We start from the raw sequence: 20,291 nt of genomic DNA on the forward strand, positions 1-20,291 counted from the left end.
AGGCGGCGGTGAAGACGGGTTCGGTGTCGTAGAGTTCGCGTCCCATGCCGAGTCGTTGTGCGCCTTGGCCGGTGAAGAGGATGGCGAGTTTGCCGTTGCCTCGGGCGGAGCCTTGGATGGTGTGTCGGTTGGGGGTTCCGTCGGCGAGGGCTTTGAGTCCGGTGAGGAGTTCCTCGCGGCTCTCGCCCAGGACCACTGCGCGGTGGGGGAAGTGGGTGCGGCCGGTGGTCAGGGCGTGTGCGGTGTTGGCGAGGTTGATGTCGTCGCGTTCGGTCAGGAAGTAGTGGAGGCGGTCCGCCTGTTCGCGGAGCGCGGGTTCGGTCTTCGCGGAGAGCAGGAGTGGGGCGACCGTCTCCGACGGCTCCTCGGGCGCGGCTGCGGAGGCGGCTTCGAGGATGAGGTGGGCGTTGGTGCCGCTGATGCCGAAGGAGGAGACGGCTGCTCGTCGGGGGTGGTCGGTCTCGGGCCAGGGTCGTGTCTCGGTGAGCAGTTCGACCGCGCCGGCGGTCCAGTCCACGTGTGGGGTCGGCTCGTCGACGTGCAGGGTCTTGGGCAGCATGCCGTGTCGCATGGCCTGCACCATCTTGATCACGCCGCCGATGCCGGCGGCGGCCTGCGCGTGCCCGATGTTGGATTTCAACGAGCCGAGCAGCAGCGGCAGTTCGGCCGGCCGGTCCTGTCCGTAGGTGGCGATCAGCGCCTCGGCCTCGATCGGGTCGCCCAGTCGGGTGCCGGTACCGTGCGCCTCGACCGCGTCCACCTGGTCGGGCGTCAGCCGGGCGCTGGCCAGCGCGGCCCGGATCACCCGCTCCTGCGAGGGCCCGTTCGGCGCGGTGAGCCCGTTGCTGGCACCGTCCTGGTTGACCGCGCTGCCCCGGATGACGGCCAGGACCGGGTGCCCGGCCGCCCGCGCGTCGGAGAGCCGCTCCAGCACCAGCATGCCCGCGCCCTCGGCCCAGCTGGTGCCGTCCGCGGCCGTGGCGAAGGGCTTGCAGCGGCCGTCGAGAGCGAGCCCGCGCTGGTGGCCGAACTCCACGAACATGCCCGGGGTGGCCATCACCGCGACGCCACCCGCCAGCGCCAGCCCGCACTCGCCCTGTCGCAGCGCCTGCGCCGCCAGGTGCAGCGCGACCAGCGAGGACGAGCAGGCGGTGTCCACGGTGACCGCCGGCCCCTCCAGCCCGAAGGCGTAGGAGATCCGGCCCGAGGCCACGCTCGCGGTGTTGCCGGTCAGCAGGAAGCCGCCGTAGCCGTCGGTGCCCTCGTGCAGGCGCGGACCGTACTCCTGGGACATGGCGCCGACGAACACCCCGGTCCGACTGCCGCTCAGCCGGCCCGGGTCGATCCCGGCCCGCTCGAACGCCTCCCAACTGGTCTCCAGCAGCAGGCGCTGCTGCGGGTCCATGGCGGTGGCCTCGCGCGGGTTGATCCCGAAGAAGGCGGCGTCGAACAGGCCGGCGTCGTACAGGAAGCCGCCTCGGCGGGCGTACGTCCTGCCGGGGGTGCCGGGCTCGGGGTCGTACAGCTCCGCCAGGTTCCAGCCCCGGTCGTCGGGGAAGTCGCCGATCGCGTCCACGCCCTCCGCCACCAGCCGCCACAGCTCGTCGGGGCTGCCGACCCCACCGGGGAACCGGCAGGCCATGCCGACGATGGCGATCGGCTCGTCGCTCACCGCCGTGGTCCCGGCCGGGCCGCGCTCGGCGGCGCCGAGCAGCTCGCCGAGCAGGTACCGGGCCAGCGCCACCGGGGTGGGCTGGTTGTAGACCAGCGCGGTCGGCAGCCGGAGCCCGACGGCGGCGGAGAGCCGGTCGCGCAGCTCCACGGCGAGCGGGGAGTCGAAGCCCAGCTCCTTGAAGGTCCGCCCGGAGTCCACGGCCTCCGTGCCGAGGTGGCCGAGCACGATCGCGGCGTTGGACCGGACCAGGTCGAGCAACACCTCGTACTGTTCGGTCGCCGAGAGGCCGGCGAGGCGGCGTGCCCACGGCGTGCCCACGCTCGCGCTCGTGTTCTCGGCGGCCGGCTCCGGCTCCGGTTCGACCGGGGGCACGGGCCAGTGCCCGGTGGTGTCCTCCGCCGGCGCCTGCGGCCAGTAACGCTCGCGCTGGAAGGCGTAGCCCGGCAGGGCGATCCGCCGCGGGGCGTGGTCCGCGAGCAGCGCCGACCAGTCCACCTCGGCGCCGCTGACGTGCAGGGCGGCGAGCGAGCCGAGGAGCGAGCGCCGGCCGTCCTCGTCGCGCCGCAGCGTGCCGAGCACCAGCACCTGTTCGGCGCCGGCCTCCTCCAGCGTCTCGTTGACCGCGAAGGTGAGCACCCCGTGCGGGCTGCTCTCGACGAAGGTCCGGTGCCCGGCCGCCAGCAGTGCCCGGACCGCCCGCTCGAAGCGGACCGGCTGCCGCAGGTTGGTGTACCAGTACGTGGCGTCCAGCCCGGCGGTGTCCAGCAGCTCACCGGTGACCGAGGAGTAGAACGGGATGTCGCCGGTGCGCGGGCTCAGCCCGTCGAGTTCGGCGAGCAGGCGGTCGCGGATCGCCTCGACCTGGGGGGAGTGCGAGGCGTAGTCGACCGGGATGGTGCGGGCCCGGACGCCCCGGGCCGTGCAGTGCTCCACGACGGCCTGGACACCCTGGACGGTGCCCGCGATGACCGTGCTGGTGGGCCCGTTGACGGCGGCGATGGTGACCTGGCCGTCATGCGGACCCACCAGCGGTTCGACCTGGTCGGCGGCGAGCGGGATGCTGGCCATCGTGCCGGTGCCGGCGAGCGCGGTCAGCGCCTTGCTGCGCAGCGCGACGATCCGGGCGGCGTCCGCCAGGCTGAGCGCGCCGGCGATGTGGGCGGCGGCGATCTCGCCCTGCGAGTGGCCGACCACCGCGTCCGGCCGCACCCCGAGCGACTCCCAGAGCCGGGCCAGCGAGACCATCACCGCGAAGAGCACGGGCTGCACGACGTCGACCGCGTCCAGGCCCGGTGCGCCGGGCACGCCGTGCAGCACGTCCAGCAGGTTCCAGTCGGTGAACTCGGCCAGCGCGGTGGCGCATTCGGTGATCGCCGCGCGGAAGACCGCGGAGGCCTCCAGCAGCTCCAGCGCCATCCCGGCCCACTGCGAGCCCTGGCCGGGGAAGACGAAGACCGTCCGACCCCGGTCGGTCGCGACACCGCTCACCAGGCCGGGGCCGTCAGCTCCACCGGCCAGCAGGTCGAGCCGCTCCAGCAGCTCCGTCGTGTCCGTCCCGAGCAGCACCGCGCGGTGCTCGAACGAGGTGCGGGTCGTGGCGAGCGACCAGGCCACGTCGGCGGGCGCGGGATCGCCCGCCAGGGCCGCCTTCAGCCGGGCGGCCTGGGCGCGCACGGCGTCCGCGGTCCGGCCCGAGACCAGCCAGGGCAGCACGGCCCCGGCCGGCTCGGCCTCCCGGGCCGGTGGCGCGGGTGGTTCGGCCCGGCGCGGCGGTTCGGTGACCACGACGTGGCAGTTGGTGCCGCCGACACCGAACGAACTCACGCCGGCCACCAGCGGTGCGTCGGGCCGTGGCCATTCGCCGCCCTCGTGCTGCACCCGCAGGCGCAGCGCGGCCAGGTCGATCGCGGGGTTCGGGGTCTCGTAGTTGAGGCTGGCCGGCAGGTGGCGGTGTCGGATGCTGAGTGCGGTCTTCAGCAGTCCGACGATCCCGGCGGCCCCCTCCAGGTGACCGATGTTGGTCTTCACCGAGCCGACCCGCAGCGGGAGTTCGGGCGACCTGGCGGCGCCGAGCGCCTCGCCGAGCGCGGTCGCCTCGATCGGGTCGCCGACCGGTGTGCCGGTGCCGTGCAGCTCCACGTACTGCACGTCGGCGGGCGCCAACCCGGCCTTGCGGAAGGCGAGTTGGATCACCTCGGCCTGGGCCCGCGCGCTGGGCACGGTGAGACCGGGCGTGGCACCGTCGTTGTTGGTCGCGCTGCCGCGGATGACGCAGTACAGCGGATCGCCGTCGGCCAGTGCCCGCGCCAGCGGCTTGAGCACCACGACCCCGCCGCCCTCGCCACGGACGTAGCCGTTGGCGCGCGCGTCGAAGGTGTGGCAGCGGGCGTCGGGCGACAACCCGCCGAAGCTGACCGAACGCGCGGTGCTGTCGGGGATGATGCTCAGGTTGACGCCGCCGGCGAGCGCGAGCGTCGACTCGCCGTGCCGCAGGCTCTCGACGGCCATGTGCACGGCGAGCAGCGAGGAGGACTGGGCGGCGTCGACGGTGAGGCTGGGTCCGCGCAGCCCGAGCGTGTAGGAGAGCCGGTTGGCGATCAGGCCGCGCTGCACGCCGGTGAAGGTGTGCCGGGTCAGCGACCGGGCGCCGCCGCGCTGCAGCAGGGTCGCGTAGTCGTCCCAGATCGCGCCGACGAAGACGCCGGTCCGGCTCTCCGCGAGCGTGCCGGGCACGATCCCGGCGTCCTCCAGCGCCTCCCAGCCGAGCTCCAGCATCAGCCGCTGCTGCGGGTCCATGGTCACCGCCTCGCGCGGCGAGATGCCGAAGAAGGCCGCGTCGAAGTGGTCGATCCGGTCCAGGAAGCCGGCTCGCCCGCCGGGACGGCCGGCCAGCGCGTCGCCGAACCGGTCCGCGGGGGCGTCGGAGATGGCGTCGACGCCCGCGGCGAGCAGCCGCCAGAAGGAGGCGGGGTCCGGCGCCTGGGGCAACCGGCAGGAGAGCCCGATGACCGCGATCGCGTCGTCGGATTCCAGCGGCGGATCAACCTGGGGGCTGTTGGCACCAGTCATCGCTTTCGCTGCCTCCTACGGAGTGTGGCCGGCCGCGTACCCGGCTCCGGACGCTCGTCCCGACCACGGTCGCCGGGGCCGCTAAGCGCAGTCTTGGCGGCCGCTAACCTCGATCTTCTGTGGGTGGTGGAGCCGTTGGGCCGCGGGTACGCCGACGGGCCGGGTGGCCCGCTCCACGTCGGGAGCGGGCCACCCGGCCCGTCGGGTGTTGTCGCCTCAGCCGGCGGAGCAGCCCGCGAGGACCCGGTCGTCGGCCGCCAGGATCGCGCGGTGCAGCTCCTGCAACGCGGAACACGGCTCCAGCCCCAGCTCGTCGATGAGCGTGCCGCGCGCCGACTGGTACACCTTCAGCGCCTCGGCCCGGCGCTCGGAGCGGTAGAGCGCGATCATCAGCTGGCGGTAGAAGGTCTCGCGCAGCGGGCTCTCCGCGATCAGTGCGAAGAGGTGCCCCACCAGCTCGCGGTGGTGGCCGAGTTGGAGCTGGGCGTCGACGTGCATCTCCGCGCAGTCCAGCCGCACCTCGGTCAGCCAGGTGGCGAAGCTGCGCAGGATCGGGCCGTCGCCGATGTCGCCGAGGGCCGGCCCGCGCCAGAGCGCGAGGCCGCGCTCGAAGCAGTCGACGGCCTCCGCGGGACGCTGCTCCCGCAGGAGTTTGCGGCCCAGGTCGGTCAGTTCCAGGAACGACTGGTAGTCGATCTCGTCGGACCGCAGCCGCAGCATGTAGCCGGAGGACCGGGTGACGATCGGACTGTCCGCCCGGCCGGGCCGGCTGAGGAACTTCCGGAGTTCGGAGACGTAGACGTGCAGGCCGGCGGCGGCCCGCCGCGGCAGCCGTTCTCCCCAGAGTTCGGTCATCAGCTGGTCGGCGGTCACCACGTGGTCCGAACGGACCAGTAAGGCCGCCAGTAGCGTCTCCACCTTCTGCGCGCTGACGAAGGACGTGGTGTTCCCGTCGATGACGCGCAGCGACCCGAGAAGCTGGTACTTCACTGTGCTCTCCTGTCGGCAGAAGTGGCGCCGAGGGCTTTGGCGAGAGTGGCGGCGACCGTGTCGACCACCGCGACGCGGTGCTCCTCGAGGTAGAAGTGACCACCGCCGAAGACCCGCAGGTTGAACTCCCCGGTGGTGTGTTCCCGCCACGCCGCCGCCTGTTCGGGCGTGGTGTGTGGGTCGCGGTCGCCGACCAGCATGGTGATCGGACAGTCCAGTGGCGGCTCGGGCACCCAGGAGTGGGTCTCGATCGCCTGGTAGTCGCCGCGGACCGCCGGCAGGATCGCGGCCAGCAGGTCCGGGTCCGCCAGCCACTGCGGATCGGTGCCGCCCACCTCCCGCAACTCCCTCACCACGCCCGCCTCGTCCCGCAGGTGGACGGTCCCGGAGGGCAGCCGCGACGGCGCCGGGTAGCCCGAGGCGAAGAGCCAGAGCGGCTCCCGACCCTGCCACCGCCGGAACCGCTGGGCCACCTCGAAGGCCAGGATCGAGCCCATGCTGTGGCCGAAGAACGCGAACGGGCCGTCGGTCCACGGCTGCAGTTCCTCGTACACCCGGTCGGCCAACTCGGGGATGTTGTCGATGCATTGCTCGGCGCGCCGGTCCTGTCTGCCGGGGTACTGCAGAGCCAGTACCGCGGTGTCCGGTGCCAGTGACTGCGACATCGGGAAGTAGTAGCTCGCCGATCCGCCCGCGTGTGGGAAGAGGACGAGCCGCAACTCGCTCCCGGGGCAGGGGTGGAACTGCCGGACCCACTCGCCGGCGATCCTGGGGGTGGACGTCATCTTCTGTTCCTTCCGCCTGATGGAACATCATCAAGGTTGCCGGGTAACCGATTTCGGGACGACCGGGGAATGGGGAAGGGGCGATCCTGTTCCGCGGGGCCGGTTTCCGCTCCGGCCGGCCGGGAACTGCGAGGACATCACGGAGTCTAGGTAGGCGAGCAGATCGTCCGGTACCCCACCGCGCCCCTAGGCTCGGGTGAGCGGAATTTGAGGATTCCCCCCCTAGGGCGGGCCGGCCACCCCGCTCCCCGCACCGTGCGTCGGGGTGGGGCTAGGGGTGGGGGTAGGGGGCGTGCCGGCCGGCGGAGCGGGAACGCGACGTCGGCCCGGGCAGCCGGAGGGGTGGTTGCCCGGGCCGACGTCGTCTTCGACCCGCTCAGCTGGCGCGGACGTGCTCGGCCAGGGCGGCGGGGGTCGGGGCGGAGAACAGGTCGGCCAGCTTCACCGTGACCCGGGTGATCTCCTCGATCTTCTGCAGGAGTTGGGCGCCGAGCAGCGAATGGCCGCCGTGCGTGAAGAAGTTGGTCTGCGCCGACACGTCGTCGCGGCCCAGCAGCTCGCGGTACAGCTCGATGACCGTCCGGACCAGCTCGTCGGTCGGCTGCTCGGGCGCGCCGTCGTCGGCGCTCCCGGTGGCCCGACCGGCGGCGGCCAGCTGCTCCAGGGCGAGGTAGTCGACCTTCTCGTTGGCGTTCGTGGGCAGCGCGTCGACCACGACGAAGTCCTGTGGGACGGCGGAGTTGGGGAGTTCGGTGCGGGCGTGCCCCCAGAGCCCGTCCACGATGCCGGGACCGGCGGTGGACTCGACGAAGACCACCAACCGGCCGTCCGCGCTGCGGTCCCCGACCACGATCGCGGCGGCGGCCCGCACCTGCGGGTGGCCCAGCACGGCAGCCTCCACCTCGCCCAACTCGATCCGGTTTCCGCGGAGTTTGACCTGCCGGTCGGACCGGCCGAAGACCTCCAGGTTGCCGTCCGCGCGCCAGCGGCCCACGTCACCGCTGCGGTAGTACCGCCCGTACCGGGGGTGCTCGCCGAACCTGGCCGCGTTCAGCTCGGGGCGCTTGTGGTAGCCGAGCGCGACGCCGTGCCCGGCGATCAGGAGCTCGCCGCGGACCCCGACCGGCAGCTCGCGGCCGTCCGGGGCGACCACCGTGACCTGGATGTTGCGGATCGGCCTGCCGATGTGCGGGCGCTCGCCCAGGTCGGCGTCGAGGACTCCCCAGGTGCACCAGGTGGTGGTCTCGGTGGGTCCGTAGGCGTGGTGCAGCTCGCACCCGGTCTCCAGCAGCCGCTCGGCCAGCGGCACCGGCAGCGGTTCGGCGCCGATCACCACCCGGCGGCCGGCGAGCTGGTCGGCCACCTGGTCCAGGACCAGCCGCCAGGTGGTCGGGGTGGCCTGGATGACGCCCGGCTGGTGACGTTTGATCAGGTCCAGCAGGACCCGGCCGTCCACCCTGGCCTCGTCCGGCGCGATAACGATCCGGCCGCCCGAGTGGAGCGGCACGTAGTGCTCCAGGTTGGCCATGTCGAAGGCGAAGGTGGTCATCCACAGCGTGGCGTCGTCGGGGGTGGCCCGCAGCCGCACGGTGTAGTCGGCCGCGATGTTGGCGACCGCGCGGTGCGGCAGCAGGGCGCCCTTGGGCCGGCCGCTGGAGCCGGAGGTGTAGATCAGGTAGGCGGGTGAGGCCGGGTCGATGGCCGGGGGGCGCTCGTCCTCGGTGCGGTCGGCCGTGCCGGCCGCACCGACCGCGGACAGCGCCAGCCGGGCCATCGCGCGGTCCGTGGGCAGCGGCAGGTCGCGGTCGGTGCAGATGACCTTGGCGTCGGAGTCCGCCAGCAGGTAGGCCACCCGCTGGGCCGGGTGCTCCGGGTCGACCGGGAGGTAGGCGGCGCCGGCCAGCCAGACGCCCAGCACGGTGGCGGTCAGCTCGGGTGACCTGGCCGCCGCGATGGCCACGATGTCACCCGCCGAGACGCCCGCCGCCGCCAGGCGGTCGCGGGTGTCGAGGGCCGCGTGCCACAACTCGCGGTAGCTGACCGTGCGGTCGCCCTGCTCCAGCGCGACCGCGTCCGGGGTGGCGAGGACGTGTGCGTGCACCGCCGCCGGGAGGTCGGCCGGTTCGGCCGGCGTAGCGGTGTCGTTGGCCGCCTCGATCACGGCCCGGTCCTCCTCGCTCCAGACCGTGAGCTGCCCGATCGGCCGGTCCGGGTCGGCGGCGCAGGAGACCAGCAGGGCGTCGTAGCGGAGCAGCAGCGCCTCGACGTCGGACCGCTCCAGCTTGTCCGTCCCGTACCGGGCGATGATCCGGATGCCCGAGTCGGCGGAGGCCAGGAAGAACTCCAGGTCGAACTTGCTGTAGCCGTTCTCCAGCACCAACGGGCGGGCCGGCTGCCCGTTCACCGTGAGGCCGTCGTTCAGCCCCAGCTGCGGGAAGTAGTTGAACAGGTGTCGGCAGAGCCGGTTGCGCCAGGAGGAGCCCGCCCGGGGCGCCAGGTCGGAGATGCTGTCGACCGGGACGCCGGCATGGGTCAGCGCGCCGAAGTACGTGTCGCGGGCCCGCCGCACCAGACCGCGGAAGCCCTCCGCCGGGTCGACGGCGACCCGCAGCGGGAGCACGTTGGTGTGGTGGCCGACCGTCCCAGGCGCCTCCCGGGGGCGCACGCTCACCGGTGAGCCGACGGTGATGTCGGGGCCGGCGCCGTGCGCGGCGAGCAGGACGTAGTACGCGGCGAGCAGGACCACGGCCTCCGGTGCGCGTGCCTCGCGTTGCAGGCCGGCGACGGCCGCCCGGGCCTCGGCGGAGAGCTGGTGGCTGAGCTGGTCGCCCTTCAGGGTCGGGTCGGCGCCGTCCGGGGCGCCGCACGCGAGGTCGAGCACCTCGGGGTCGAAGTCCTCCAACTGCTCCCGCCAGAAGGCCAGGTCCTCGGTGGTCGGCTCGGGCTCGACGAAGGTGGGGACCGGGACGAGCAACTCGGCGGGTGGGGTGTGGCCGGCCACGATCCGGTCGTAGGCCGCGACCAGCTCCTGGAGCAGGGTGGTCCCGGAGATGATGTCGTAGACCAGGTGGTGGAAGGCCAGGCAGACCACGTGCCCGTCGGGGTGGTGGAAGAGCCCGGCACGGACCAGCGGCCGGCCGTCGAAGGCGTACCGCCGGGTGACGAACGGGCGCAGCGCCAGCTCGATGTCCTCGGCGGCCGGGGTGAACTCGTCGAATTCCTCGACCCGGACGGTGAAATCCTCCGGCGGGACCACGGCCTTCATCAGCTCGGCGCCGGAGGTGAAATAGACGGTCCGCAGCACCTCGTGCCGGCGGAGCAGGACGTCCAGGCTCTGTTGCAGGGTGGTCGGGTCCAGCTCGCCGTCCACCTGGAACGCCAACGAAAGGTTGTTGGCCGCGGCGTCCGGGACCAGGCGTTCGAGCAGCCACATGGCTTTCTCTTTGCGCGTCGCCGCGGAGAGATCGCGCGTGGATCGGCCGGCGGGCGCGGCGCCGGATTTCGCTGCGGGTCCCATGGGAACCTCCTCTTGCCGGACGGGCGGAGGCCCATTCCGGTGGGCTGCGATATTTTATGGCCGACCCTACAAGGCGGACATTGCGGGCCGGTACCCCTAAGTGGCCGAGCATCTGCCGGGATTGGCCGTGGACCGGCGGATAGGGGGTCCGCTAGGGGTGCTAGGGGGCTGCCCGGCGCATTCTCCCGAAATTAGCATTCAGATAGGGTTATTAGGCTCACGACCAAGGAGTGGTGATGGCGGAGTCCGGCTCGTGGAAGACTCTGGTGGACGGTGGTGAATCGGCCGGGATCGTACTCGCGGTGGATTTCGACACCACCGGCCGGCCGGAGGCGCGCTTTTCCGATCTGGTGGCCAACCTGCGGACGGATTTCGGTGTGTGGGAGACCGCTCCGCCGGCCGCCGGGACCGAGCACGCGCGGACCGGGGCTGGCTACCTCGACTACTGGACGCACCGGCTGGCGGCGGAACGCCCGCCGGTCAAGGCGGTGTTGGGCTTCTGTGCCGGCGCGGTCTACGCGGCCGCGCTGGCCGAGCGGGTCGCCGACCTGCAGCGGACCGAGCCGCTGCTGGTGATCTTCGACCCGGAGATCTCCGTCGCGCAGACCCTGATGTGGCAGTACCACAAGGTGGTCGGATTCATGTCGTCGGTGATTTCCGACCAGGATGTCGCGGCGGCCCGGGAGGCCGGGCAGCGGGTCCACGAACAGACCCCGGAGATCGGCGCGCTGAAGGTCGGACTGACCCGGCTGATCCGGGAGATCGGTGAGCCGGCGTTCAGCCGGGTCGGCCTGGACGCGGCCCGTCGCGAGGAGCTCTTCGTCGTCTTCGAGTCCTTTCTGAGCTATCTCGCGGCGGCCAGTGAGATCGACCCGCTGGAGCGTTGGAGGAGCGCGGTGGCATTCAGCTCGGCCAGCCCGCTGAGTGGACTTCGGGCGATGCGTTCCTCCGGAGTGGCGGCCGGTCGGTTGGCGGTCGCCCGGGAAATCGAGATCGATGTCGAGCACGGTGCGATGCTGGCCGACAAGGAACTCGCCGAGGCGGTCTCCGGACTACTGGACGGTTGCTGAACGGGAAATCCTGGAAAGCAGTTTCCGGGCTCCGGCCGAGAGAATCGGTCGGGGCCCTTTCCGATCCGCCGGAAATCCTTCACGTGAAATGCCGTGGGCCCGGCCGTCAGAACCGGCCGAGCCCACGACGTCCCAGGCGGTCACTCCGCGATGGCGGTCCGCGCGGTCCACTCGAAGACCGCCGCCTCCTCGCCGTCCACCGAGGTGAAGTCGCCGGCGTGCCGGAAATGCTCGTAACCGCCGTAGTGGTGGTGCTTGATGGCTTCGGTGAGCGAGTCGGTCCGCTGCACCCGGTCCTCGTCGCGAATGGCGGCGGGGCCGCCGACCAGCAGGGCCTTGAAGGTGGCCACGGGGTACCTCCGGTCTGGTGAAGTGAACGGGTTGACGGCCGGCTACTGGCCGGCGTACTCGGTCAGCAGCGAGGCGACCAGGCCCTCCTCGACGTTGCCGCCGCTGAGCAGCACGCCGATGTCGCGTCCGCGCCAGCGGGGGGCGACCGCGAGCCGCAGCGCCGCCGCCAGCGCGGTGGCGGCGGCCGGCTCGACGAGCAGCCGGGCGTGGGTGAGGGCCAGGCAGAGCGACTCGGCGATCTCCGCCTCCTCGACCGTCAGCACGTCGGTCAGCGCCGCGCGGCAGGTGTCGAAGGGCAGTTGGCCGATCCGGTCGGGGCGCAGCCCGTCGGCGATGGTCGGCCGCACCGGGACGTTCACCGGCTCGCCGTCGCGCAACGCCTCGGTGAGCGCGGGCACCGCCGAGGGCTCGGCCGCGATCACGGCCACGTGTTCTCCGGCGGTCGCCAGGCAGGCCCCGGCCAGCGCGCTGCCGCCGCCGACCGGCAGCACCACCGCGTCCAGCCGGCTGCCCGCGGCCCGTACCTGGTCGAGGAGTTCGGCGGTGGCGGTGCCCTGGCCCGCGACCACGTCGGGGTTCTGGTACGGGTCGACCACGTCGTAGCCGCGGACCTGCCGCAGCTCCTCGACGGCCGCGACCCGCTCGGCCAGCACCGTGCCGACCAGCAGCACCTCGGCGCCGGCCTGGCGGATCCGGCGGACCTTGCCGGGCGCGGCGTCGCGCGGCAGCACGAGCGTGGCCGGGACGCCCAGTCGGCCGGCGGCCAGCGCGACCGCGATGGCGTGGTTGCCGGTGCTCTGCGCGACCACGCCCAGGCAGCCGGCGGCCACCAGCCGCTCGACCGCCAGCAGCGCGCCGCGCAGCTTGAACGACCCGCCGCGCTGCAGGTTCTCGGCCTTCAGCCAGAGCCGGGCACCGGCCAGCCGGTCCAGCTCGTCGCTGCGCACTACCGGCGTCCGCAGCACGCGTCCGGTCAGCCGTTCCGCGGCCTCGTGGACGTCGCTGCGGGTCAGCGGCGGGTCGGCTGCCGCGACGCTCGCCTTGGTCTCAGGCATCGCACCTCACTTCGTTCGGATGGGCGGGCCGGGTCGCGCGACCACGATGTGGGCCCTGGACGTCCAGGAGGGGCAGGGCAGTTGACACGGATCGAGATGACCGCCCGGGGCACGGACCCAGCATCGGCGGCGGGTCTAAAGTCTCCCCAAGCCGAGGCTTCGGCTTCCGCCCCTGACAGATCGGGGCTCCGGCCGATGGTGGTTTTACTCAAGCTTTAAACGGTTGACTACTTTTCGCAGATAGTCATACATTCGGACTGGTCCCGCTCGCCCCAAGGAGGTGCGATGCCCAGTGTGCCGACAGGCCCGGAACCAGCACCCCCCGACTGTTACGGATCACGGTGATCCGCTTCCGGGCCGGCCGGCGCGGCGGGGGCCACCGAGGCGCGCCACCGGCGTTCGGACCGGCGCGCTCGAGATGTTTGGCGCGAATTCCTTGGCGGCCACTCGTTCGAAAACCACGATGGATTTACCCTTGCGGTGATTCGTCAAGGTGCGGCGGCACGCCAGGGGAGGCCTTCGACAACTGCGACGCGGTGTTCGTCCGACGGGGCGTCAGCTTGGCCGGCTGGCGTCGGTTGATCTGAGACACAGGGGGAATGGTGACGATCACGCTTGTCGAGCGCGAGAACGAGCTTGCCGCGTTAGGCGGTCTGCTGCGGGCCAGCATGGCCGGCCGGTGCCGGGTCGCCCTGGTCAGCGGGGTGGTCGGCAGCGGCAAGACCGAACTGCTGCACACCTTCGCCGAGAGCGCGATGGAACAGGGCGCGGTGCTGCTCACCGCGCTGGCCTCGTCCGCCACCCAGTCCGTGCCGATGGGCGTGCTGGGCCAGCTCTTCCAGCCGGCCCAGAAGCCCCCGGCGGGCACCGAGTCGGTGTTCTCGCTGCTGGCGACCGTGCTGGCCGGTGCCGCCGCGGACGCCCTGCCGGCGCCGGCGGGCTTCCGTCTGGAGGGCGACGGCCTGGCCTCCGCCTCCGTGCTGGACAGCCTCTGCGCCGGGCTGGCCCGGGTGGCGGCCACCCACCCCGTGGTGATCGGGGTCGACGACGTGCAGTACGCGGACGTCGCCTCGCTGGACTGCCTGCTGTACCTGACGCGACGGCTGCGCTACGCCCGGGTGCTCTTCGTGCTCAACGAGTCCGAGCACGAACTGCACCGGAACCCGCTCTTCCGGGTCGAGTTGCTGCGCCAGCCGGGCTTCCGCCGGATCAGGCTCGGCCCGCTGTCCGTCGCCGGCGTGGAGCGGATGCTCGCCCTGGAACTGGGCGCGGACCGGGTCGGCGCCCGGGGCGCCCGGTACCACGCCGTGAGCGGTGGGAACCCGCTGCTGGTCCGGGCGTTGCTGGACGACGGCCAGATGGCCGGCGCGGTCAGCGGCGGCGAACCGCCGGACGGCGCGCCCGAGGTGGGCGACGCCTTCGGTCAGGCCGTGCTGGCCTGCCTGCACCGCGGCAATCCGGCCATGCTGGCGGTCGCCCGCGCGCTGGCCGTGCTGGACACGCCCAGCTCGCCGGAGATGGTGGAACGGCTGCTCGACCTCGATCCCCAGATGACCGCCCAGGTCATCGACGACCTGGAGATCGCCGGGTTCATCGCCGGCGGCGGGTTCCGGCACCCGGGGGCGCGGGCCGCCGTGCTCGGCGACCTGTCCGCCGAACGCCGCGCGACCCTGCACCTGGCCGCGGCCAGGCTGCTGCACGCCATGCAGGGCCCGGCGACCGGCGTGGCCCGCCACCTGATCGCCGCGAGCCAGGCCGTCGACCCGTGGGCGCCGGAGGTCCTGCGGGTTGCCGCGAGCCAGGCGCTCCGCGATGACCAGGCCGAACTCGCCATCGAGTACCTGGAGCTGGCCGAGCAGGCGGCCGGCAGCGCGGACGAGCGGCTGGCCACCGCGATGCTGCTGGTGCAGGCCGAGTGGCGGGTCGACCCGGCCCGCTCGGCCCGTCACCTGACCTCGCTCGGCGCGGCCCTGCGCGACGGTCGGCTGTCCGGCCGTCAGGCGGCCGTGCTGGTCAGGTCGATGCTCTGGCACGGGCGGTTGGACGACGCGGTGGAGGCCATGGCGCTGCTCGGACGCGAGGCCGAGCAGAGCCAGGAGATCGCCTCGGAACTGCGCACCCTGACCCAGTGGCTGCGGGCCTCGTACCCGGAGCTGCTCGACCGCCTGGCCGCCTCACCGACCGGTGGCCGGGAGCGGACGAGCCTGTCGAGCTTCCAGTCGCGGGCGGCCGGGCTGCTCTCCACCGTGCTCACTGGTGGCGGGGACGAGTCGACGGTCTCCGGCGCCGAGCAGATCCTGCAGGCCGCGGTCCTCGACGACACCACCCTGGAGTCGATCGAGGCCGCGCTGCTCGCGCTGGTCTACGCCGACCAGCCGGCCCGGGCGGTGGCCTGGTGCGAGCCCCTGCTCGAGGAGGCGTCGGCGCGGCAGGTGCCGACCTGGGCGGCGACGCTCTCCGCGGTCCGCGCCGAGGTCGCGATCCGACAGGGCGACGCGCCGGCCGCCGAGCGCTGCGGCCGCGCCGCGTTACGTCAACTGCCGGCGCGCAGCTGGGGGGTGGCGGTCGGCGCGCCGGTGGCCAGTCTGGTGCTGGCGAAGAGCGCGATGGGCAAGCACGACGAGGCCGCGGCACTGGTGAGCCAGCCGACGCCGAACGGCATGCTCGGCACCAGGTACGGGCTGCACTACCTGTACGCCCGCGGGCACCACTACTTCGTCACCGAGCGATTCGACGCGGCCGTCTCGGACTTCCTCACCTGCGGTGACCTGATGGGCCGGTGGGGCGTGGACCTGCCCGCCCTGGTGCCCTGGCGCTCCGCGGCGGCCGCGGCCCTGCTGCGGCTGGGCGAGCGCGAGCAGGCCGAACGGCTGGCCGAGGAGCAGCTGGTGAAGGTGGGCGGCGAGCGGTCCCGCAGCCGCGGGATCACCCTGCGCACGCTGGCCCAGGCCAGCGGGCTGAGCCGGCGCCCGGCGCTGCTCCGGGAGGCCGTCGCCAACCTGCAGTACGCCGGCGACCAGCTGGAACTCGCCCACGCCCTGGCCGACCTGGGCTTCGCGCACCGCTCGCTCGGGGAGTCGGACCGGTCCCGGAGCCTGGCCGACCAGGCGCTGCGGCTGGCGGGCGAGTGCGAGGCCGAGCCGCTGCGCGAGACGCTGGCCAAGGGGCTGGCGGACCCGGTGGCGCGGATCCCGGAGCAGCGGGGGAGTAGACGCACCGGCGTGGCCTCGCTCAGTGACGCCGAGCTGCGGGTCGCGGCGCTGGCGTCACTCGGTTTCACCAATCGCGAGATCGCCAACCAGCTCTACATCACCGTCAGCACGGTGGAGCAGCATCTCACCAGGGTCTACCGGAAGTTGAAGGTGGGGCGACGCGCCGACCTGCCCACCGACCTGCAGGTCCCGCTGCCGGAGGCGGCCCTCGCGGAGTCCGCACGCAAGCTCGTGGTCAGCTACCGCAGCAAGAGCGACAAGGTCGAGCTGAACGGCTGCCGGGAGGCGGGATGACCGCCGCGGTTCGCGGCGCGTGGCTCAGAACGCGCGGCTCAGCTGCTCGCGGTGGCCGTCGGCCATCGCGGTGAACATGTCGATCACGCGCTTGTTCAGCGTGGCCAGGCCCTCGGCGGGCAGCGGGGTGTCACGCTCCAGCGCGCGTTCCAGCACGTAGGCGAGCAGGTCGGCGCGCTCCTCCAGGGCCAGCCCGTCGTCCTCGCCGAGTTCGTCGGCGGTGGCGAAGCCGCGGGTGACGTTGGACAGCAGGTGCAGCGCACCCGCCGCGGTCAGGCCGGGCCGGAGCGCGCCCTCCTCGCTGAGCAGTTGCAGGTAGTCGGGGTTCTCGGCCAGCTCCTGCTGGGCGGCGCGGACGCTCTCGTCCTGCGCCAGGTTGCCCAGCAGGACCGGGTCGGAGAGCAGCAGCGCCCGCACCAGCGGCCGCCGGACGCTCTCCAGGAAGATCACCCGCATCAGCCGGTGCGGCAGCGCCAGCTCCGGATCCTGCTGGAGGTCGGCCGCCAACTGGTCGAAGAGCCTCAGTGCCTCGCGCTGCAGGGCCGCCCAGAAGAGCGCCTCGCGGGTCTTCCAGTGCAGGTAGACGGTGCCCTTGCCGACGCCGGCCCGCCCGGCCACGTCGTCGATGGTGACCCGCCGGTAGCCGTGCTGGGTCAGCAGCTCGGCGGTGATGTCGAGGATCCGCTCCGCGCGCACCTGACGGGCGCTGGATCCACTCGGTAGACGGGTCGAATTCACATTCTCCACCATAGAACTAAATTTCAAAGTTCGTCAACTCTAATTCGTAGGAAGATCAGTACCGCCAGTGCCGTGAGCAGCAGCAGACCGGTGCCGACGGACATCGCCCAGTGGATTCCGGTGCCGTAGGCCGCCGGGACGAGAGTGGCCGGCGAGGCGGTGGCGGAGTCGCTCGTACGGTTCCGGTAGGCGGTGTTCAGCACGGTCCCCAGCAGTGCCGGGCCGAGTGCGGTGCCCAGGCTCTGCAGGAAGCGGGACAGCCCGCCGCCGGCTCGGAGCCGGGCCCGCGGCAGCGCGTCGAGGACGGCGTCCGAGGCGGCCGTCGAGGTGATCCCCAGGCCGGTGCCGAAGAGCGCCAGGGCGGCGAGGATCACCGGGCACCCGCTGCCCGGCGTGAGTCGGGTGAGGGTCGCCTCCCCGCCGGCGGCCAGCAGCAGCCCGGAGCAGAGGGTGGCCCGGCCGCCCCACCGGTCGGCCAGCAGGTCGCTGACCGCGCCGCCCGCCGTCACGCCGACGGCCAGTGGCAGCAGGTCGACCCCGGTCGCCAGGGCGCTGCCGTGCCGGACGGTCTGCAGGAAGGGGGTGAGCGCGAAGAGCGTCCCGCTGGTGGTGAGGCTGGCGACGGCGCTCGCCGCGACCGCCGGGGCGACCTGCCGGTCGGCCAGTACCCGCAGGTCGAGCAGGGGTGCGGCGGTGGTCAGCTCGTGCCGGGCGAAGGCCGCCAGCAGGACGACGCCCGCGGCCAGGGTGGCCCGGACGTGGGGTGCGGACCAGCCGTCGGCGGGCCCGCTGATGATCCCGTAGGTCAACGCGGTGACGCCGGTCCCGGAGAGCAGCAGGCCCGGCCAGTCCATCGGCGGGGCGTACGGATCGCGGCTCTCCGGCACCGAACAGGCGATGCCGGCCATCGCCAGCGCCACGATCGGCAGGTTCAGCAGGAAGACCGAGCCCCAGGAGAAGCGGGTGAGCAGGAGCCCGGTGACGAGTGGTCCCAGTGGCATGCCGAGCATCACCGCGGCCGTGGTCACCGCGGTCGCCGGGGAGCGGCGGTCGCCGGGGAACGCGTCCGCCATCACCGGCAGGGTGAGCGCCATGATCAGCGCCGCACCCAGGCCCATCGCGGCCCGGGTCGCGATCAGCGCGCCCGCCGAGGTGCACTGGCTCGCCGCCGCCGAGGCGACCCCGAAGACCGCCAGGCCGGCCAGCAGGAAGCGCCGGCGGCCGAGCCGCCCGCCCAGTCGCCCGGCGGGCAGCAGGGCGCACACCCAGCCGAGGAGATAGGCCGTCATGACCCACTGGGACTGTGCGATGCCGGTTCTGAGCTGCGCCCTGATCGTCGGCAGGGTGGTGACCACCACGTAGTTGTCGAGTCCCACCATGAGGATGCCGAGTGCGACGGCGGTCGGTCCCCGCCACCGTCGGACCTGTGAAGTCGTGATCATGGCGACTGTCGCTCCTCCCCTTGGTATCTAACGTATGACTAGATTTGAAAAATCGTCAATAGTAGGGACGGGCGGGCTGAACTGTGCTTGACTAGAGTTCAATCCTGGTCATTTGAACGCGCACTCGTGGGGTAGCCGACGCGCGTGCCGCCCCGGGCGGCCACACCAACGGAGGTCCGATGATTGAGGTCCGTGGGCTCAGCAAGCGGTTCGGTGAGGTCACCGCCGTCGACGGGATGACCTTCACGGTCCGTCCCGGCGAGGTCACCGGCTTCCTCGGGCCCAACGGCGCGGGGAAGACCACCACCCTGCGGATGATCCTGGGGCTGGACGCCCCCACCGCCGGCACCGTCACCTTCGACGGCCAGCGCTTCGCCGACCTGCCGGCGCCGCTCCGCCAGGTCGGCGCGCTGCTCGACGCCCGCGCGGTGCACCCGAGCCGGACCGCGGCCCAGCACCTGCAGGTGCTGGCGCGCAGCAACGGCATCGACCCCGCCCGGGTGCCGGAGGTGCTGGAGCTGGTCGGCCTCCAGCGGGTGGCGAACCGGCGGGCCGCGACCTTCTCGCTGGGCATGCTGCAGCGCCTCGGCCTGGCCGCCGCGCTGCTCGGCGACCCGCCGGTGCTGGTGCTCGACGAGCCGCTCAACGGCCTCGACCCCGAGGGCATCGTCTGGTTCCGCGGGCTGATGCGGCGGATGGCCGCCGAGGGGCGGACCGTCCTGGTCTCCAGTCACCTGATGGCCGAGATGGCGCTGACCGCGGACCACCTGCTGGTCATCGGCGGTGGCCGGCTGCTCGCCGACATGAGCGTGGCGGCGTTCACCGACGCCACCTCGGTGCCCGAGACGCTGGTCCGTACCCCGCACGCGGCGGCCTTCGGCACCGAGCTGGCCGACGCCGGCGCGACCATCCGCGCCATCGACGACGCGACCTTCGCGGTCACCGGGCTCGACAGCGCCAAGATCGGCACGATGGCCGCCGCCGCCGGCGTCGAGCTGCACGAACTCTCCTCCACCCGGCGCACCCTGGAGGAGGCGTTCATGGAACTGACCGGCGCCAGCGCCGAGTTCGGCGCCGGCCAGCCCAACTCCGAGGCCGCGGTGGCGGACGCCACGGCGGTGCCGCGGGCCGGTGTGGTGTCGGCGCCGCGCCGCGGGCTGCTCGGCAAGGTGCGCCCGGGCCGCCGGCGGACCCACACCGAGCGCCCGCCGCGGTTCCGCGACCTGGTCGCGTCGGAGTGGGAGAAGCTGCTCACCACCCGGTCCGGCCGCTACCTCACGCTCGGCACGGTGGTCGCCGGTGTCGGCCTCGCCGCCCTCACCAGCAACTCGGCGGGCGAGCAGTACGGCGCGATGTCCGCCGCCGACCGGGCGGCCTTCGATCCGACCGAGATCAGCCTGCGCGGCCACCTGCTGGCCCAGTTGACGATCAGCCTGCTCGGGGCGCAGTCGATGACCGCCGAGTACAACACCGGGACCATCACCAACACCCTCACCGCGGTGCCGCACCGCGGCCAGCTGCTGGCCGCCAAGGCCGTGGTGCTCGGTGCCACGGCGCTGCCGGTGGGCCTGGTCGCGACCTGCGGCGGCTTCCTCGGCGGCCAGTCGATGCTCGCCCGGCACGGCGCGCCGCACGCCACGCTGCGCGACGTCGAGTCGCTGCGGGCGGTGCTCGGCGGCGGGGTCTACCTCGCGGCCACCTCGCTGCTCGGGCTCGGGGTGGGCGGGCTGCTGCGCAGCACCTCGGGCGCGGCCACCTCGCTCTTCGTGGTGACGCTGATCCTGCCGGCCTTCTCGCCCACGCTGCCCGGGCCGCTGGCCCGCTGGGTGGCGACCTACTGGCCGACCCGGGCCGGCGCCCAGGTCATGACGGTCTACCGCGACCCCCGGCTGCTGCGCCCCTGGCCCGGGCTCGGGCTGATGGGTGCCGTCACCGGCGGGGTGCTCGGCGCGGCCTACGTGGCGTTCCGGACCCGCGACGCGTGACGGACCGGCAGCAGTGGGGGGGGGGGGGGGGGGGGGGGGGGGGGGGGGGGGGGGGGGGGGGGGGGGGGGGGGGGGGGGGGGGGGGGGGGGGGGGGGGGGGGGGGGGGG

At 73.1% G+C, this 20,291-nt stretch carries 10 protein-coding genes and 1 pseudogene; 3 read left to right on the forward strand and 8 right to left on the reverse strand.

The genetic code is table 11. The features are described 5' to 3' along the window. The 4 genes from ACZ38L_RS34280 to ACZ38L_RS34295 all read right to left on the reverse strand — a co-directional run. On the reverse strand, positions 1–4,744 hold a 4,744-nt coding region (locus ACZ38L_RS34280; protein WP_465700959.1), incomplete at its 3' end, for a beta-ketoacyl synthase N-terminal-like domain-containing protein. Positions 4,745–4,960: 216 nt separating this feature from the next. Further along, the gene (locus ACZ38L_RS34285; protein WP_465700961.1) at positions 4,961–5,734 is read right to left on the reverse strand and encodes an AfsR/SARP family transcriptional regulator; all 774 of its coding nucleotides are present in this window, start codon (positions 5,732–5,734) and stop codon (positions 4,961–4,963) included. Continuing rightward, positions 5,731–6,519 (reverse strand): thioesterase II family protein, encoded by a 789-nt coding sequence (locus ACZ38L_RS34290; protein ID WP_465700963.1) that lies wholly within the window; start codon positions 6,517–6,519, stop codon positions 5,731–5,733. Before ACZ38L_RS34290 ends, ACZ38L_RS34285 begins: the two co-directional genes overlap by 4 nt. Before the next feature lie 376 nt (positions 6,520–6,895). Then, complete coding sequence (locus ACZ38L_RS34295; RefSeq protein ID WP_465700965.1) at positions 6,896–9,952, reverse strand: non-ribosomal peptide synthetase; 3,057 nt, start codon at positions 9,950–9,952, stop codon at positions 6,896–6,898. A gap of 320 nt (positions 9,953–10,272) precedes the next feature. Between ACZ38L_RS34295 and ACZ38L_RS34300 the strand changes: the two genes are divergently transcribed. Then, positions 10,273–11,106 carry a hypothetical protein gene (locus ACZ38L_RS34300; protein WP_465700969.1) on the forward strand — a complete coding sequence of 278 codons (834 nt, stop codon included), beginning with the start codon at positions 10,273–10,275 and terminating at the stop codon, positions 11,104–11,106. Between the two features lie 140 nt (positions 11,107–11,246). Here ACZ38L_RS34300 and ACZ38L_RS34305 read toward each other — a convergent pair whose 3' ends face one another. Then, positions 11,247–11,456 carry a DUF5988 family protein gene (locus ACZ38L_RS34305; protein WP_465700972.1) on the reverse strand — a complete coding sequence of 70 codons (210 nt, stop codon included), beginning with the start codon at positions 11,454–11,456 and terminating at the stop codon, positions 11,247–11,249. A 42-nt stretch (positions 11,457–11,498) separates the two neighbouring features. After that, entirely contained in the window at positions 11,499–12,512 is a 1,014-nt protein-coding gene (locus ACZ38L_RS34310; protein ID WP_465700975.1) for a threonine ammonia-lyase, read from the reverse strand. Positions 12,513–13,111: 599 nt separating this feature from the next. Between ACZ38L_RS34310 and ACZ38L_RS34315 the strand changes: the two genes are divergently transcribed. Continuing rightward, positions 13,112–16,018: an ATP-binding protein gene (locus ACZ38L_RS34315; RefSeq protein WP_465700977.1), complete on the forward strand. Its 2,907-nt coding sequence runs from the start codon at positions 13,112–13,114 to the stop codon at positions 16,016–16,018. Between the two features lie 24 nt (positions 16,019–16,042). Here the strand turns inward: ACZ38L_RS34315 and ACZ38L_RS34320 are convergent, their stop codons facing one another. Continuing rightward, positions 16,043–16,756: a TetR/AcrR family transcriptional regulator gene (locus tag ACZ38L_RS34320; protein WP_465700980.1), complete on the reverse strand. Its 714-nt coding sequence runs from the start codon at positions 16,754–16,756 to the stop codon at positions 16,043–16,045. A 23-nt stretch (positions 16,757–16,779) separates the two neighbouring features. Next, complete coding sequence (locus ACZ38L_RS34325; protein ID WP_465700983.1) at positions 16,780–18,198, reverse strand: MFS transporter; 1,419 nt, start codon at positions 18,196–18,198, stop codon at positions 16,780–16,782. A 179-nt stretch (positions 18,199–18,377) separates the two neighbouring features. On the opposite strand from ACZ38L_RS34325, the pseudogene ACZ38L_RS34330 reads away from it, so the two are divergent. Continuing rightward, positions 18,378–19,280, forward strand: a pseudogene (locus ACZ38L_RS34330) (ABC transporter ATP-binding protein); the annotation flags it as partial. Between the last annotated feature and the right edge of the window lie 1,011 nt (positions 19,281–20,291).

The organism is Kitasatospora sp. NPDC024654, from assembly GCF_055559155.1.

Excerpts from the sequence above, each read along its gene's own strand:
- ACZ38L_RS34315 (WP_465700977.1), top strand. The coding sequence starts at position 13,112 with ATGGTGACGATCACGCTTGTCGAGCGCGAGAACGAGCTTGCCGCGTTA.
- ACZ38L_RS34310 (WP_465700975.1), bottom strand. The coding sequence starts at position 12,512 with ATGCCTGAGACCAAGGCGAGCGTCGCGGCAGCCGACCCGCCGCTGACC.
- ACZ38L_RS34295 (WP_465700965.1), bottom strand. The coding sequence starts at position 9,952 with ATGTGGCTGCTCGAACGCCTGGTCCCGGACGCCGCGGCCAACAACCTT.
- ACZ38L_RS34325 (WP_465700983.1), bottom strand. The coding sequence starts at position 18,198 with ATGATCACGACTTCACAGGTCCGACGGTGGCGGGGACCGACCGCCGTC.
- ACZ38L_RS34290 (WP_465700963.1), bottom strand. The coding sequence starts at position 6,519 with ATGACGTCCACCCCCAGGATCGCCGGCGAGTGGGTCCGGCAGTTCCAC.
- ACZ38L_RS34300 (WP_465700969.1), top strand. The coding sequence starts at position 10,273 with ATGGCGGAGTCCGGCTCGTGGAAGACTCTGGTGGACGGTGGTGAATCG.